Origin of the sequence: Nafulsella turpanensis ZLM-10 (genome assembly GCF_000346615.1) — a bacterium.
In the GTDB taxonomy this organism is placed as follows: domain Bacteria; phylum Bacteroidota; class Bacteroidia; order Cytophagales; family Cyclobacteriaceae; genus Nafulsella; species Nafulsella turpanensis.
Genome location: NZ_ANNU01000023.1, coordinates 19259 through 36265 on the forward strand (window position 1 = coordinate 19259; position 17007 = coordinate 36265).

Consider the following 17007-nt stretch of genomic DNA (forward strand, 5'->3'; position numbering starts at 1 on the left):
GAGCTTTACTTAATAATTTGAGCGGTATGGTCTTTGGTCTTTACTTTTTTGATGATGTCTTCGATGGTTCCTTTTTCATCTATGACAAAGGTAGTGCGTAGCGTGCCCATATACTTACGGCCATACATATTTTTTTCTTTCCAAACTCCATATTTTTCATGAAGACTCTTGTCCTCGTCCGACAGGAGCGGAAAGGGGAGTTCCTGCTTTTCGATGAATTTACGGTGGGAGGCCCCACTATCGGTGCTCACTCCCAGTACTACATATCCCTGTTTTTGCAAAAGTTCATAATTATCCCGAAGGTTACAGGCCTGGGCTGTGCAGCCTGGGGTTTGGTCTTTCGGATAAAAATATAACACAACTTTTTTGCCGCGGAAGTCTGAGAGAGAAACTTCCTTTCCATCCTGATCTTTTGTAGTGAATTCAGGGGCCTTCTGGCCAGTTTCCAGTTCCATAAATATTAAAGTTTGCTTGAGTATACCTGTTTGTTACCGGCCAAATCTGTTACCCGCAGCTCTACAGGGCCTTTAAACGCCTTCTTAGGGTCTAATTTTTCCGACCAGATGACCTGGCGCTTGTGGTCATAGTTCATTAACACCCACTCTCCATCCACAAAAGCCTCAAAGCTACCGATGCCGGAAAGCTCATCCCAAATCTTAAAGGATAAGCTATTGCTATTTACCCGCACCGGGCGAATTTCGGGTGCCACACTATCGGTTAAGAGGGTATATTCTCCAAGGCTTCTGGTACGAAAGCTAAACTGTTCGCCCTCCCAGCTGCCGCCTTCCCAGCCATAGTATCCATTAGCAGAATAGGAATAGGCATGCGTACGGGTTTTATCGGAATACTCCTGTTGTGGCTTCAGTTTTAAATAAATGCTATTTTTCAGAGGTTGCACATCTTCTCCTACTCTAAAAATTTCCCTGCCTGCTTCCTGCCGGTAATTGGCTTCCAAATATAAAGTATCGAAAAGGGAGTTGCCAGGAAAATGAAGATCCATGCCGGAGAGGTACAGGTTATACTCCTGCCCGGCAGGGACTAAAGCTTTAAAGTTAAAGTGTTTACTTTCCTCACAAACATTAACTGAATCGGGCAGTCCGGCACGCAAATCCCAAAGGTATACCGCCTGGTCCGCTTCCTGGTAGGCAGGTGCCAGTTCGTAAGCCATACGGTTGGCATAAAGAGTGGCAATTTTGCTGGTATTTTCCTTTATCGGGGCATAAAATTTTAAGGTGTTGTCAAGTATACTGGCTTCAGCTTCTCCTTTAATTTTATTATGGGTAAGCTCTTCTGCGGGTGCCTTGGCTTTTAATTGTAGTTTCAACTCCCGAATATTACCGTAGGCATCGGATAACTTGATGTTTACATCGTAGAGGGAATCTGCCTCTCTGGCTATGATGGCCCCTCCATTATTGTTAAGCTTATAGAAGGAGAGTTCATTGCCATCTGCCCTGTAAAGGCGGATAAACTTATCGCCCGTTTTTTTGCGGGTGGAATAATCGGTATGTACTTCAATGTGCCTGGTTTCAGCAAAAGCAAATTTATCAAGGTTATGGCTAAAAACCTCTTCTCCGTTTATACTCATTTCTATACACGGGAAGCCATTTGAATTATTGGCGCCGTTTAGTTTATCATATGCTTCAATCTCCAGCCCAATCTTTCCCCAAACCTCAATTGGTTTAGAAATTGCATAGTCATTTCCCTCCAAAACCGGGTCGAATTCGAGACGGTCGAACTGCTGGTTTACCCGGCTTCCGGTAGTAAGCGGTTTAACGGCTACACCATATACCAGCGGAGAAATGTCGTCTTTAATTTCTTCAAAGCCATAGGTAAGAGGGTTCAGAACATCCTGCCGGGCATCTCTTACTTCAAAGTGCAGGTGAGGTCCACCCGATGAGCCACTATTGCCGCTGAGACCGATAACTTCCCCTCTTTTAAAGCTGAACTGGTCTTTTTCCGGGAACAGCTCAATATCAAAAGTTTTCTGCTGATACTGCATCTCGCGTACATAGTCAGCTATTTTATCGTCAAAAGTATCGAGGTGACCGTAAACGGTGGTCGTACCATTTGGGTGGGCCATATATAAGACGTTACCATAACCGCTGGTCGATACTTTAATCCGGCTAATGTAGCCGTCGGCAGAAGCATGGACCGGAGAGCCTATTACACCACCGGTTTTAATATCAATACCCCCATGAAAATGGCCGGGCCGAAGTTCGCCCATGGTGCCAGCCAGGTAATTGACTTCTCCGGGCCTTATAGGGAACAGGTAATAGCCTTTTGGTATAATATCCTGCTGGGCAAAAGCCATGGCTCCAGCACACAAATTGAATAGGATTAAAGTCAGAACCTTATTTAACTTCAAAGTCTAAGAGGGTTTTATTTTCAATACTTGCAGATAAGCGATCGCCTACTTTAACAGGCCCGACCCCTTCGGGAGTTCCGGTGTAAATTAAATCGCCTTTTTTTAACGTAAAAAATTTCGATAAGTATGCGATGATATAATCAAAAGAATAAATCATATGGCTGGTATTACCACTCTGCCGTTTCTCGCCATTCACTTCTAAAGAAAACTGGATATTGTGCAGGTTTTCAAAATCGCTGACTGGCAGCATGTCAGAAATGGGGGCAGAGCCATTGAATCCTTTGGCAATGGTCCACGGCAGCCCTTTCTGTTTTGCTTTTGTCTGCAGGTCACGTGCGGTAAAGTCAATGCCAATACCTAGCTGGTCGTAGTATTTATGCGCGAATTTTTCTTCTATATTTTTTCCTTCCCGGCAAATGCGGATTACAATTTCCACTTCATGGTGCACATCCTGCGAAAAGGAAGGGTAATAGAAGGGGGTACCGTTTCTCAGAAGTGCAGTATCAGGTTTAAGGAAAATAACGGGTTCTTCCGGACGCTCGTTTCCCAGCTCTTTTATATGTTCGGCATAGTTTCTGCCGATCCCAAAAATCTTCATTGGCAAATTTTTTGTAGGTATCTATTCAGCACCATACAAATAACTGAAAAGATAGCTGTATTTCAAACCGCTCACGTACTGGTTTAAAAACAATTTAATTGATGGGCTATTTATTACTCTTAAACTTAAATAAACAAGAACTGTTATGAAACCAACATTTTTAAAGTACAGGAATTATGCCATGAGCATTTTACTCCTGTTGGTACTTCTGGCCGTAGAAAGCTGTTCCACAGTGCCATTAACCGGCCGCCGGCAGTTGTCGCTGGTACCTGCTTCAGAAATTAATGCCATGAGCTTTCAGCAATATGAACAGGTATTAGATACCAGCCGCCTGTCTTCCAACCAGGAATGGGCTAATATGGTACGCTCAGTAGGGAGAGATATTTCACAGGCGGTGGAACAGTACATGCGGGAAATTGGAGAAGCCGACAATGTGGAAGGCTTTGAATGGGAGTTTAACCTGATAGCAGAAGATATTATCAATGCATGGGCCATGCCTGGCGGGAAAGTAGCCTTTTATGAAGGTATCATGCCCATTGCACGTGATAAAACGGGTGTTGCGGTGGTAATGGGGCACGAAATAGCACATGCAATTGCAAAGCACGGGGCAGAGCGGATGTCTTTAGGACTTGCGCAGCAGTTAGGTGGTGCAACCTTGCAGGCAGCGCTATCCCAGCAGCCGCAAATGACCCAGCAGTTAGCCATGACAGCTTTTGGGCTGGGGAGCCAGATTGGGGTACAGTTGCCTTACAGCCGGGAGCATGAGTCCGAAGCCGACCGCCTTGGGTTAATGTTTATGGCGAAGGCTGGTTACGATCCGAGGGAAGCTCCACGCTTCTGGCAAAGAATGCAGGCGAAAGCAGGTGGATCTCGTCCACCGGAGTTTCTCTCCACCCACCCGAACCCCGAAACCCGTATTAATCAGCTAAATAAGTATATGGATGAGGCAGTGGCTGTCTATCAGCAAAACAGGTAAAATATAGCATCTGGACCAGGTAAAGGAGGCAGAGAGCTCTTACTCTTTACTCTATCTGGTTAACAGTTTTCTCATCAAGAGTGGCAGAAAAGCTAAGTCCTTTTCTGCCACTCTTTTTTTTGAAGCGTATCTACTTATGACAGGAAGGGAGCTTCTCAGATTTTCTGCTTTTAATCAGAATTTGAAGGCTCCGTTTCCAATCCCACTGAGGGAGAGAGGTTGATTTTGCTCCTTTTCGGTCAATTTTTAAGAAAAATTAAAAAAAATCAGGAAAAAAAGCCTGAAAAATTCAAACGATTGTAATTAGTCTCTTCGCCTTTTTTTATCCTAACCCAATGAAAAAGAGCCTGTTCATTTAGTAGCAATACCAAGGGGATGATTTTTGTTTATGGAATTTTTGTTATATTTGTACAGAGTTTTGTTGATTAAAATTCTGTCAAAACGATAAAAGTAGATGTTTTATTTGTTTGATGTCCTGACTTTTTAGCCTTAGTAGCTCAGGATTTTCATGACCATTAAATGGTCCCGAACTTAAATAGAAACCCAACTTTTTAACCAGCAGCCAGGCGTTCAGAGATTCTTAGTTCCTGTTTCAGGACTTGCTTTGTGCCTTCATATCTTTTCAGTTTTTCTAACCTGCTTTTGTCCTGAGGCAAGAGTGTAAAACCCGTATGCGTAATGATGAAAGATACCCGCTCTCTATACCTGCCAGAAACTGAACACGATGCCTGTGGTATCGGCTTTATTACAAATCTTCACGCCCTTCAATCGCACAAAACGGTAGCCAATGCCCTTCGAATGCTTGAAAATATGGAGCACCGTGGCGCCTGTGGCTGTGAACCCGAAACAGGCGACGGGGCAGGAATCCTGCTTCAGATACCCCATGCCTTTCTGTCGGAAGAGTCTAAAAAAGAAGGGATTGCCCTTCCACCTTCAGGCGCTTACGGGGTAGGTATGGTGTTTTTCCCGGCCATAGAAAAAGTGCGGGACCGCTGCAGGGAAGTATTAGCGGAAGCCGCTGAAAAGTTAGGGCTGAGGATAATCGGCTACCGGCAGGTGCCGGTAAACCGGAAGGGAATAGGCGAAACAGCCCTTAGTACAGAACCTAAAATTGAGCAGTTGTTTGTCGAATCCATGGATTCGCAACTGCAGGAGGATGCGCTGGAAAGAAAACTCTATGTATTCAGAAATTATACCACTCACACCATCGGCCATACGGTAGAAGGAAATTACGGCGATTTTTACTATGCCAGCTTATCATCCCGAACCATCATTTATAAAGGGCAACTAAGGACCGATCAGGTAAGGAGCTATTATCTTGATTTACAGGATGAGCGGGTGGTATCGGCTCTGGCCCTGGTTCATTCGCGCTTTTCAACCAATACTTTTCCACAATGGAAACTGGCACAGCCCTTCCGCTATATTGCCCATAATGGTGAAATCAATACCATTCGTGGGAATGTAAATAAAATGAAGACCAAGGAAGCGCTCATGAGCTCTCCGCTCTTTAGCAAAGAGGAGCTGGAAATGTTGCTTCCCGTCTGCAATGGCGAGCATTCCGATTCGGCCAATTTCGATAACCTGGTGGAGTTGCTGGTGATGGGGGGACGCTCGCTGCCTCATGCCCTGATGATGCTGGTGCCTGAAGCCTGGGAAGATAACCGCCTGATGTCAGCCAGAAAGAAAGATTTTTATAAATATCATGCTTCTCTAATGGAAGGATGGGATGGTCCTGCCTCCATCTGTTTTACCGATGGAAGAATGGTGGGAGCTATGCTCGATCGAAACGGCCTGCGTCCTTCCCGCTACTGCCTATTGGGCGATGGAACTGTTATTCTGGCTTCCGAAGCTGGTGCTTTACCTGTAGCGCAGAAGGAGGTACTGGAAAAAGGGCGTTTGCAGCCAGGTAAAATGCTGGTTGTGGACCTGGTAAAAGGCCGACTGATCAAAGATGCGGAAATTAAAGAGGAGGTCGCGAACCGTCGTCCCTACCGGGAATGGTTGCGCCACAACAGGATAAAACTCCGTGAATTGTTGCCTCCAAGTATTCCTGCTTTTAAGGTTGAGGAGGAAAACCTGATGCAGCGCCAGCAAGCTTATGGCTATACTTCTGAGGATTTAAAATCTATTTTAGCACCTATGGCCAGCCTTGGAAAAGAGCCTATTGGCTCCATGGGGGCAGATACTCCTCTGGCTGTGCTTTCTAACCAAAGTCAGCACCTGTCCAATTATTTCAAGCAGCTGTTTGCCCAGGTGAGTAATCCGCCAATTGATCCCATCCGGGAGCGAATGGTTATGTCTCTTTTTACCCGCATTGGAGTAGGCCTGAATATTTTGGATGAAACCCCGGAACATTGTAAGCAGGTCCATATTTCTCAGCCGGTACTTACCCACGAAAACATGATGACGATTACCCAGCTGGAGCAGCATGGGTACCGGCATAAGCTTATTTCCGCCCTCTTTATGGCCGATGGTCAGCCTGACCGACTCGAAGGGGCAGTTGACCGCATTTGCAGGGAGGCTGAAGAATCAATTCAGGATGGCTACAACATTCTCATAATTTCGAATAAAGGAGCAGATGCTACTCAGGCTCCTGTACCCTCTTTACTGGCAACAGGGGCTGTGCAGCACCACCTGATTCGAAAGCGCCTGCGAACAAAAGCAGGTTTGGTAATTGAGGCAGGTGATGCCTGGGAAACCCACCATTTTGCCACTCTTATTGGGTATGGAGCCAGCGCAGTTTTTCCTTACCTGGCTTATGAGTCGATTATAACACTCAATAAGCAGCAAAAGCCGTGGGAAGGGCAGGAAGATAAAAAAGCGATTGAGCAATACATCAGGGGAATTAACGGGGGCTTACTGAAGATTCTATCTAAGATGGGCATTTCCACCCTGCAGTCCTACCAGGGCTCCCAGATTTTTGAAGCACTCGGGTTGGGAGAGGAGGTAATCAGGAAATGCTTCGAGGGGACTATTTCGCGCCTTGGAGGAATAGGCTTCGATGGAATTGCCAGAGAGGTGCTGGTACGCCACCAATTTGCTTATCCGGAGCAAAAAATTCATCGCCTGCCAGCCGGAGGCTTTTACCAGTGGAAGCGCGATGGAGAATTTCACCTGATGAATCCTGAAACAATACATCTTCTGCAGCACTCTACGCGCCGGAACGACTTTGAGCTGTATAAAAAATATGCGCAGTACATCAACGACCAGACAGAGAAAGCCTGCACGCTGAGAGGGCTCCTCGATTTTGAGAAGCGTGAACCTGTTCCACTGGAAGAAGTGGAGCCAAAAGAAAATATCCTGAAGCGTTTTGCCACAGGAGCAATGTCTTTCGGCTCCATTTCTCATGAAGCGCATTCTACCCTGGCCATTGCCATGAACCGGATTGGCGCGAAAAGCAATAGTGGCGAAGGTGGGGAAGATGAGGCTCGTTTTGCCCGAAAAGCCAATGGGGACTGGGAGCGTTCTGCCATTAAGCAGGTAGCATCGGGTCGGTTTGGTGTGACCAGTTTTTACCTGAGTAATGCCGAGGAGCTTCAAATAAAAGTAGCGCAGGGTGCAAAGCCTGGTGAAGGCGGACAGTTGCCGGGCCACAAAGTAGATGAATGGATTGCCAAAGTTCGGCACTCTACTCCCGGCGTAGGCTTGATATCCCCACCACCACACCACGACATTTATTCTATTGAAGACCTTGCACAGCTTATTTTCGACCTGAAGAATGCCAACAGGGAAGCCCGTATTAATGTGAAGCTGGTATCTGAGGCAGGAGTAGGTACAGTTGCGGCTGGTGTGGCCAAAGCGAAAGCCGATGTGGTACTGATATCCGGTGCTGATGGAGGAACCGGCGCTTCGCCACTCAGTTCTATTCGCCATGCCGGTATCCCCTGGGAGCTTGGGTTGGCTGAAACGCATCAGACACTGGTGAAGAACAATTTGAGGAGCCGCATTACCGTGCAGGCCGATGGCCAGATGCGTACCGGGCGCGATCTTGCCATTGCAGCCATTCTGGGTGCGGAGGAATGGGGGGTTTCCACAGCTGCCCTCATTGTGGAGGGTTGTATTATGATGCGGAAGTGCCATCTCAATACCTGTCCTGTGGGCATCGCTACCCAGGACCCTGAACTTCGGGCGCTCTTTACAGGTAAACCGGAGCATGTGGTAAATCTTTTCCATTTCCTGGCCGAGGATTTACGCGAAATAATGGCTTTGCTTGGTTTCCGTACGGTCGATGAAATGATTGGTCAGACAGATGTCCTGAAAATCCGCGATAATATTGAGCACTGGAAAATTAAGGAACTGGATCTTCGACCTATTCTTTACCGTGCTCCTGCTGGTCCGGAAGTAGGTTTATTTAAACAAATGGAGCAGGACCACCCAATAAATAATGTGCTGGACTGGCAGTTAGTGGAAGCAGCAGGGAAAGCATTTGAGCAGGCAGAGCCGGTAAGAGCTTCTTTTGAACTTATAAATACCGACAGGGCCATCGGCACTCTTTTGTCGAATGAAATCTCCAAGAAGTTTGGAAAAGAAGGCTTGGTCGAAGGAAGTATTCATTTCCGGTTCAAGGGCTCGGCCGGACAAAGCTTTGGTGCTTTTGCCGCCCCGGGGCTTCGTCTGGAGCTGGAAGGAGAAGCCAACGATTACTTCGGGAAGGGCTTATCCGGTGGCCAGTTAATTGTGTATCCGGATGTCAGCTCCTCCTTTAAGCCGGAAGAAAATATCCTGATTGGGAATGTGGCATTTTACGGAGCTACCTCAGGAGAGGCCTATATTAACGGGCTGGCAGGCGAGCGCTTTTGTGTTCGAAACTCTGGCGCTACGGCAGTGGTGGAAGGTGTGGGCGACCACGCCTGTGAATATATGACGGGCGGAACGGTAGTGATTCTGGGAGAAACCGGGCGGAATTTTGCTGCAGGAATGAGCGGGGGAATGGCCTATGTCTTTGACTCCGAAAAGAGACTATTGCAGCGCTGTAACAAAGAAATGGTGGATTTTGAGCCGATAGAGTTCGATGATGAGAAAATACTTCGCCAGCTGCTGGAAAATCACCAGAAGTTTACCGGAAGTAGCCTGGCCAAAAGCCTTTTATCAAATTGGAAAGAATCGCTCAGCCAATTCACTAAAGTACTGCCGGGAGAGTATAAAGCGGTATTGGAAAGTAGAAAGAACAAGTTAAAGCAGGCTGTTTAAAAAGAAACTACTATGGGAAAGATAACAGGATTTAAAGAATATAAGCGGGAATTACCGCCACAGCGGGACCCGAAGGTGCGGGTAAATGATTTTAATGAGCTTTACGAAAAGGAGAATGAACAGCTAAGAAAAGAGCAGGCTGCCCGTTGTATGGATTGTGGAGTCCCCTTCTGCCATAACGGCTGCCCCCTCGGTAATAATATTCCTGATTTTAACGATGCCGCCTATCGTGGCGATTGGGAAGGAGCGATTGAAGTGCTGAGCCGCACCAACAATTTCCCTGAATTTACCGGCCGCATTTGCCCTGCACCCTGCGAAGCCTCCTGTGTATTGGGTATTAATAAGCCCCCTGTAGCCATTGAGTTTATCGAAAAGTCTATTGCTGAAAAAGCTTTTAAGCTGGGGCTGATAAAGGCGGATCCACCACAAAACCGGACAGGCAAAAGGGTGGCTGTGGTAGGTTCCGGTCCGGCAGGACTTGCCGCAGCTGCACAATTAAATAAAGCGGGGCATGAGGTAACCATTTTTGAGAAGAATAGCCAGCCTGGCGGACTGCTTCGCTATGGGATACCGGATTTTAAAATGGAAAAATGGGTAATTGAGCGTCGGGTACAGGTCATGGAAGCTGAAGGAGTGCAATTCAGAACCAATACCCATGTAGGAAAAGATATATCTGCGGAAGAGCTTAATAATACTTTCGATGCCGTAGTGCTTTGCTGTGGTGCTGAAGTACCGCGTGATCTTCCTTTGAAAGGTCGGGAGCTCCAAGGCGTTCATTTTGCCATGGACTTCCTTACCCAACAAAACCGCAGGCTGAATGGTGAAGCAATAGGCGCAGAAGAGATTTGGGCCGAGGGGAAAAACGTGGTGGTTATTGGTGGTGGCGATACGGGTGCCGACTGTGTGGGGACCTCTAACCGGCAGAAGGCACAATCGGTGAGCCAGATTGAGCTCCTGCAACAACCTCCACTGGAACGGAGTGAGGAAAACCCATGGCCCCAATGGCCGCTGATTCTCCGGACTTCCAGCTCTCACGAAGAAGGGTGTGAGCGTAACTGGGCCATGCAAAGCAAGGAATTTGTAGGGGATGGAGAAGGACGGCTCCGCGCTGTTAAAGTGGTGGATGTGATGTGGAGAAAAGATGAGAGTGGCCGAATGGCTTTTTTTGAAGTGGAAGGGAGTGAAAGAGAAATTCCCTGTGAGCTGGCCCTTATTGCTATTGGCTTTGTGCATACCCAGCCAAAAGGGCTGCTGGAAGAACTGGGCATAGAACTGGATGCACGAGGCAATGTGTATGCCACAAATTATCAGACGAACATTCCAAATATTTTTACAGCAGGCGATGTGCGCAGGGGGCAGTCATTGGTAGTGTGGGCGATATCCGAAGGTAGAGAAGCTGCCCGTGCTGTAGATACTTACCTGATGGGGGAAACCGCCCTGCCCTCTAAAAATAAATCGGCAATAGATTTGATGGTTGGTTAAGGAAGGAGAGAACCTGTTTATTTCAAAAAAAGGCAGCGCCCCATTAAGTAGCGCTGCCTTTTTTGATGTCATTTTTAAGTGGGTATTCCCTGTTATTCCTTATGATGGTTATTAACTAAGCGGTTCGTTTGCGACAGGGTGCGAAGCAGTTTCCGGACCTCTTTGTATGAATGGGTCCGGTACTCTGCAATAGAAGGCGCACTTCCTACTTTTATGGTTAGGGCATGTTCAGGCATTACCCTAAAGGTGTCTTCGTCCGTCCAGTCATCGCCAAAACTCATAATAAAATCGGCATCACCATACTTTTCAAGCCACCTGCCTGCAGCCTTTCCTTTATTTACTTCAAGGCTTTTTACCTCAACAATACACTCACCATCAAGCACCTGCAGGTTCATATTAGGAGCCAGGTACTTCATATGGCTGGTCAGTTCCCTCATTCTGAGTTCTCCAAGGCCTGTTTCTACCCGCCGATAATGCCACACGAGGGAATAGTCCTTTTCTTCGAGGAAGGAACCCGGCGTGCGGCCAACGTAATCTTCCAGGATGGGGCGAATCTCGTATTTCCATCGATTCTCCACTTTGTCAATCAACTGAAAATCCTCGCCTGCCTCTTTTAGCCAAACGCCGTGCTCGGCCACCATATCAATATTGAGGTGTCCCAACCAACACTTGAGGGTATTTCTGTCACGGCTACTAATAATGATGATTTTATTCTTTTCATCCTGCGACAGCGTCTTTAAAACCTGCAGTAACTCTTTATCGGGGCCGGCAGCGGTAGGGTCGTCGGTATAAGGACTTAGAGTGCCATCGTAATCTGCAAAAATAAGTCTGCGTTTTGCCGAAGCATAGCGCTCACTGATTTCTTCCGTAATTTCGGCATCGAGCAGCTGAGTAGAAAGGAGCATCTGTCTTTCCTTAATATAATGGAGGCGATCCATAAATACCTTAACCCAATGGTGGATATTGTATTTCCGCAGACTGCTCTGCATGGTTTCAATCCGGCGTTTTTGCTCTGCCTTGGGCATGGTAAGGGCGGTATTCAGCGCCTCCACCATTTGGTCCACATCGTTTGGATTGATAAGAATGCTATCGAGCAGCTCTTTGGATGCCCCTGCCATCTCACTCAGGACCAGCACGCCGGTTTTATCCAGTTTACTGGCAATATATTCCTTTGCCACCAGATTCATGCCGTCGCGCATAGGGGTTACCAGACCTACATCGGCCATACGATAAAAGGCCGAAAGAGAATTGAGCGGAAAGGAGCGATAGAAGTAATGAACCGGGGTCCAGTTTAAACGACCGAATTGCCCGTTGATACGTCCAACGAGCTCGTCGATTTCTTCCTTAAGCTCTTTGTACCGCTCCACCTTATCGCGCGAAGGAACGAGTACCATCAGGAGAGAAACCTTTCCCTTCCAGTTCGGATATTTTTTGAAGAATTCCTCAAAAGCCAGCAGGCGGTTGGGAATCCCCTTGGAGTAGTCGAGGCGGTCAATGCTTACTATAAGCTTTGTTTCTCCGATGGAAGTGCGATAGCGGACTTCCTTTTTAATAGTTTCGGCCGACCCGGCAGTTTCGTGGTATTTTTCGTAATCGATGCCCATGGGAAAGGCATCTACCAGCACCCGCCTGTTTTCGACCTCAACCTGCCCGTTTGTATGCGAAAGGGAAACAATCCGGTTTACGGAGCTCAGGAAGTGGCGCATATCGTCATAGGTATGGAAGCCAATCAAGTCGGCACCCAAAAGCCCGTTTAGCAACTCTTTACGCCAGGGCAGTAGCCTGAAAACTTCGTAAGAAGGGAAGGGGATGTGCAGAAAGAAACCAATGCTGCTTTCCGGCAATTTATACCGGACAAGTTGTGGAAGAATCAGGAGCTGATAATCATGTATCCAGATGGTATCGCCCGGTTCTGCAATCCGGATTATTTCTTTGCAAAACTTTTGGTTAACCGTTACATAGGCCTCCCAGAGAGACTGTTCATGGATGGCATAATTATTAAAATAATGGAAAGTAGGCCAGAGGGTTTCATTGCTGAAGCCTTCATAATAGTCCCGGATTTCCTCTTCGGTGAGGAAAACAGGTCGCATATTGTTTTTTTTGAGCTCGTCGTTAATCTTTTCTTTTGTAGATTTATTGTCTACATACAAGCCTGGCCAGCCAATCCACACATTATCGCCCTCTTTGTAAATTGAGCCCAATCCTGTCGCCAGACCGCCTTCACTTGGCTGGTAAACCAGCTCATTATTGACCTTCTGTATTTTGACCGGGAGCCTGTTGGAGACAATGATAGTTTTTGCCATTATTTGAAAGAATTAAAAAATCTAAGTTGTGCTTTAAAAAGAAAGCAGTCTCATGTAAAAAATAGTGCTGTCTTTTTCCTTTATAGTTTAGCTATTTTTTTGTTAAAAAAGAACCAGGTTTTTGAAAAATTTAAAAAGCGTTGTTTAAAGATTTGAGCCTCAATTCGGTTAACTTTTTTTTGGTGTCAATCGGAAACTCTCCTCTCATCATCCAGTCGTACAGGCCAGGTTCTTCTTTAAGTACTTCGAGTACCGGGCGAAATTTGTGTTTCCCAAAATTAAATACTTCCACCCCGTCCTGATTATATACGAACCTACCTGCTAAATCGACCATTTGGTGATTAAAAAGTTTGTGTAACTGCTCTACATCGTTTTGTAAAATTCCAATTTTATTACCCTGGCTGTCCTCTACCGTTTGTCCTTCATAGCGCTCGATTTGCGCCAGAATAACGTCTAGTGTCGCTTTGGTATCCGCTTCGGCACTATGTGCATCGGCTAAATCTTTTTCGCAATAAAATTTATAGGCTGCAGAAAGTGTACGTTTTTCCATTAAATGGAATATTTTTTGTGCATCAATCAGCTTCCGGTTTTTAATTTCGAACTCAATGCCGGCCCTTGAAAATTCCTCCATCAGAATGGGGATATCGAACTTCAGGTGGTTAAAGCCTCCCAAATCGCACCCGTTCAGTACTCTGTTCAGTACCGGGGCTATTTCCTCAAAACGGGGCTCGTCCTTTACATCCTTATCATAAATACCGTGTATCATGCTGGCTTCGGCCGGAATGGGGACGGTTGGATTAACCCGGTAAGTATAGGTTTCCTGCTTTCCATCCGGAAGCAGCTTTATGACAGAAATTTCCACAATGCGATCGGTACACACATTGATGCCTGTAGACTCAATATCGAATACAGCCAGAGGGTTTTTTAGTTTTAGGTTCGATGGAAAATTATGCATCATGCTTATTTGTACCTGTTAAAGGGTATTTTATGAAACCAGCTTGTGTTAAATAAGTTTGTCGGCCAGCTTCTGTAAATCAATTCCACCAAACTGCGCGGAGCTCATCATCAGTAGGTTAGTGTTAGCCAGCGGTTGAGTTCTGATAAAATCCTCGAGCTTTCGGACATCTGAAAAAACCTGGAGCTTCTCATGGCCAAACGCTTTTTTAATATCCTCCTCACTAATAGGGGCCATTCTTTTCTGTTCTACTACATGAGGGTTATAATATACCACAGGTGTGTCGGCAGCTGCAAATGAATGGTTATACTGAGGAAGAAAATCTTTATTGAGGCTGCTGAAGGTATGTAATTCAAGGCAGGCCAGCAGATGGCGATTAGGAAATTGCTCTTTTAGCGCTTTTACACTTGCTTCCAGTTTAGAGGGGGCGTGGGCAAAATCGCGGTAAATGGCCGTTTGCTCATTCTTTTTTAGGAGCTGCATTCTTTTAGCTGCGCCTTTAAAGGAGCCAACAGCCTCGTAAAACTGTTTGTCAGTTATGCCTATACGCTTACATACCTGGTAGGCTCCGCTAATATTCTGCATATTATGGCTGCCAAACACCTCTATTGGTAAATCGCCTACAGGGGTTTTCAGGTAAAGCTGCTCGCCTTTTTTTACAGTAGGGTGGATGCCATACATAAGGGTATTTACATCTTCGCGCTGTTTATTGGCTATGATGGTGGCAATATTATCTTCGCTGCAAATTACCAGCGAACCGCCTTTTGGGGTAGCATCGGCAAAAAGTTCGAACTGCTTCACATAAGCTTCTTCGGTAGGGAAAACGTTCATGTGGTCCCAGGCAATGCCGCTGATTAAGCCAATATGGTGATGGTAGTGGAGAAATTTGGGTGTTTTATCGAGAGGAGAAGTAGTATATTCATCGCCTTCAATGATGATTAGGGGGGCATTGGAGAGCTTAACCATCCCATCAAAACCTTCCAGTTCTGCGCCAACCAGGTAATCGAATTCGCGCTTATTGTGGCGCAGCACATGAAGAATAATAGAGGTAATGGTTGTTTTGCCATGACTCCCGGCAATTACTACCCTTTGCTTATCGCGACTGTGCTGGTAGATATACTCAGGGAATGAATAAATTTTCAGCCCTAATTCCTGCGCCTTTTGGAGTTCCGGGTTATCAGCACGGGCATGCATTCCCAGGATAACTGCATCCAGATCGCTATGGATTTTACTGGCATCCCAGCCATCACTGGAAGGGAGTAATCCATGTTTTTCAAGATTAGAGCGGGAAGGGTCGAAGAATGCGTCGTCGGAACCTGTTACCTGATGACCTGCTTTTTTTAAGGCAATAGCCAGGTGGTGCATTACACTTCCTCCAATGGCTATAAAATGAATTTGCTGACTGTTTTTATTCATGAATCGGAAAATATTGAGTATCCAAAGTTAGAATAAAATGGGCTCCGGGCAAACATTAAATATTAGGAATGTTAATAATATGTGGACAAGTTTGTCTCAGAAATGATAATTTTGCTCCATGGATTACGCAAAAGGGACAGCAGGAAAAAAGTCGTCAGGTGGGAAAGAGTTTACCTCCTCAGAGCCAGGCGCATTGATGGGAAAACTTCCTCCACAGGCAACCGACCTGGAGGAAGCGGTATTAGGTGCCCTCATGTTGGAGAAGGAAGCGATTACAGCAGTTATCGATATATTAAAATCCGACAGCTTTTATAAAGACCAGCACAAAGTTATTTATGAAGCCATTGTAGACCTTTTTAATGATTCCGAACCGGTTGATTTACTTACCGTAACGAATCAGCTGCGTAAGCGCGGAAAGCTGGAATTTGTGGGAGGACCGTTTTATATTACAGAGCTAACCACGCGGGTAAACTCGGCGGCTAACATCGAATTCCACGCCCGTATTATTTCCGAGATGGCTATTAAGCGAAAGCTGATTCGTATCGCCGGGGAAATACAGCGCGATGCCTACGAAGATTCGAATGATGTGTTCGAGCTGCTGGACCGTACAGAGTCTGCCCTTTTTGAGGTTTCGGAATCCAATATCCGGAAGAACTATGCCGATATGCGATCCATTATGCGTGATGCTATTCAGGAGCTTGAGGCTAAAAAGGAACATACCGACGGCTTAACCGGAGTGCCAAGCGGCTTCAGTGCGCTTGACCGCGTAACCTCAGGCTGGCAAAAGTCCGACCTTATCATTATCGCTGCCCGTCCTGCCATGGGTAAAACCGCTTTCGTGGTTTCGGCCATGCGAAATGCGGCGGTAGAATTTGGAAAACCCGTGGCCATTTTCTCCCTGGAGATGTCCGCTGTTCAGCTGGTAAACAGGATGATTTCGGCTGAGGCAGAGCTGGAAAGTGAAAAAATTAAAAAAGGAAACCTTGCCGATTACGAGTGGGAGCAGCTGGTGCACAAAACAGCCCGCCTCACAGAATCACCCATATTTATTGACGATACCCCAGCCCTTTCCGTTCTGGAACTACGTGCAAAATGTCGCCGATTAAAAGCCCAACACGACATCCAGATGGTGATTATTGACTACCTTCAGCTGATGTCGGGTGATAGTAGTAAAAGTGGTGGAGGCAAAGGAAACCGCGAACAGGAAATTGCCTCTATTTCGCGGGCCCTCAAGAACCTGGCAAAAGAACTAAGCGTGCCGGTAATTGCCCTCTCCCAGCTTAGCCGTGCCGTTGAAACAAGGGGTGGAGATAAGCGACCGATGCTTTCCGACCTTCGTGAATCGGGTTCCATCGAGCAGGATGCTGATATGGTAATGTTTCTTTACCGCCCGGAATACTATGGCATCATGGAAAGCGAAGAAGGTATGCCGCTGCAGGGAGTGGGTGAGGTAATTATCGCCAAGCACCGTAACGGCTCGCTCGATACTGTACAATTGAAATTTATCGGCAAGTATACCCGCTTTACCGACCTCGACGGACAAGGCCCTATGAGTGTAGGTGGGATGGGTAATTTTACGCCCGTCAGCTCTCTTGCCGGCGGCAGCGGCGGCACCATTACTTTGGGGAGCAAGCTTAACGAAGATGCCAAAGGTAAACCTGGTGGTTCTGGCTTTGGCTATACCAGTTTCCCTGAAGATGATAATGCACCTTTCTAAACTCC

The 17007-nt window shown here is 46.5% G+C and carries 10 protein-coding genes; 4 read left to right on the forward strand and 6 right to left on the reverse strand.

The window, feature by feature from the left end; genetic code table 11:
• Window positions 1-5: 5 nt before the first annotated feature.
• Genes bcp through F752_RS0110265 form a run of 3 tightly spaced genes read right to left on the reverse strand, consistent with a single transcriptional unit; the run spans window position 6 to window position 2963 of the window.
• Window positions 6-455, reverse strand: a complete 450-nt coding sequence (bcp, locus tag F752_RS0110255; RefSeq protein ID WP_017731645.1) for a thioredoxin-dependent thiol peroxidase — start codon at window positions 453-455, stop codon at window positions 6-8.
• 5 nt (window positions 456-460) lie between these two features.
• Complete coding sequence (locus F752_RS0110260) at window positions 461-2311, reverse strand: M23 family metallopeptidase (protein ID WP_017731646.1); 1851 nt, start codon at window positions 2309-2311, stop codon at window positions 461-463.
• A gap of 40 nt (window positions 2312-2351) precedes the next feature.
• Window positions 2352-2963, reverse strand: coding sequence for a fumarylacetoacetate hydrolase family protein (locus F752_RS0110265; RefSeq protein WP_017731647.1), 612 nt, complete (start codon window positions 2961-2963; stop codon window positions 2352-2354).
• A 145-nt stretch (window positions 2964-3108) separates the two neighbouring features.
• On the opposite strand from F752_RS0110265, the gene F752_RS0110270 reads away from it, so the two are divergent.
• From F752_RS0110270 to F752_RS0110280, 3 genes are all read left to right on the forward strand, one after another.
• Window positions 3109-3939, forward strand: a complete 831-nt coding sequence (locus F752_RS0110270) for a M48 family metallopeptidase (RefSeq protein ID WP_017731648.1) — start codon at window positions 3109-3111, stop codon at window positions 3937-3939.
• Between the two features lie 681 nt (window positions 3940-4620).
• Window positions 4621-9129: a glutamate synthase large subunit gene (gene gltB / locus F752_RS0110275; protein ID WP_017731649.1), complete on the forward strand. Its 4509-nt coding sequence runs from the start codon at window positions 4621-4623 to the stop codon at window positions 9127-9129.
• A gap of 12 nt (window positions 9130-9141) precedes the next feature.
• Window positions 9142-10611, forward strand: coding sequence for a glutamate synthase subunit beta (locus F752_RS0110280; RefSeq protein ID WP_017731650.1), 1470 nt, complete (start codon window positions 9142-9144; stop codon window positions 10609-10611).
• 92 nt (window positions 10612-10703) lie between these two features.
• Here F752_RS0110280 and F752_RS0110290 read toward each other — a convergent pair whose 3' ends face one another.
• The 3 genes from F752_RS0110290 to F752_RS0110300 form a co-directional block, all read right to left on the reverse strand.
• Window positions 10704-12914: a bifunctional alpha,alpha-trehalose-phosphate synthase (UDP-forming)/trehalose-phosphatase gene (locus F752_RS0110290; RefSeq protein WP_017731652.1), complete on the reverse strand. Its 2211-nt coding sequence runs from the start codon at window positions 12912-12914 to the stop codon at window positions 10704-10706.
• Window positions 12915-13044: 130 nt separating this feature from the next.
• Window positions 13045-13869, reverse strand: coding sequence for an exonuclease domain-containing protein (locus F752_RS0110295; RefSeq protein ID WP_017731653.1), 825 nt, complete (start codon window positions 13867-13869; stop codon window positions 13045-13047).
• Window positions 13870-13917: 48 nt separating this feature from the next.
• On the reverse strand, window positions 13918-15285 hold the full coding sequence (locus F752_RS0110300) for a UDP-N-acetylmuramate--L-alanine ligase (RefSeq protein ID WP_017731654.1): 1368 nt from the start codon (window positions 15283-15285) through the stop codon (window positions 13918-13920).
• 118 nt (window positions 15286-15403) lie between these two features.
• On the opposite strand from F752_RS0110300, the gene dnaB reads away from it, so the two are divergent.
• The gene (dnaB, locus tag F752_RS23875; protein WP_017731655.1) at window positions 15404-17002 is read left to right on the forward strand and encodes a replicative DNA helicase; all 1599 of its coding nucleotides are present in this window, start codon (window positions 15404-15406) and stop codon (window positions 17000-17002) included.
• The last annotated feature ends 5 nt before the right edge of the window (window positions 17003-17007 follow it).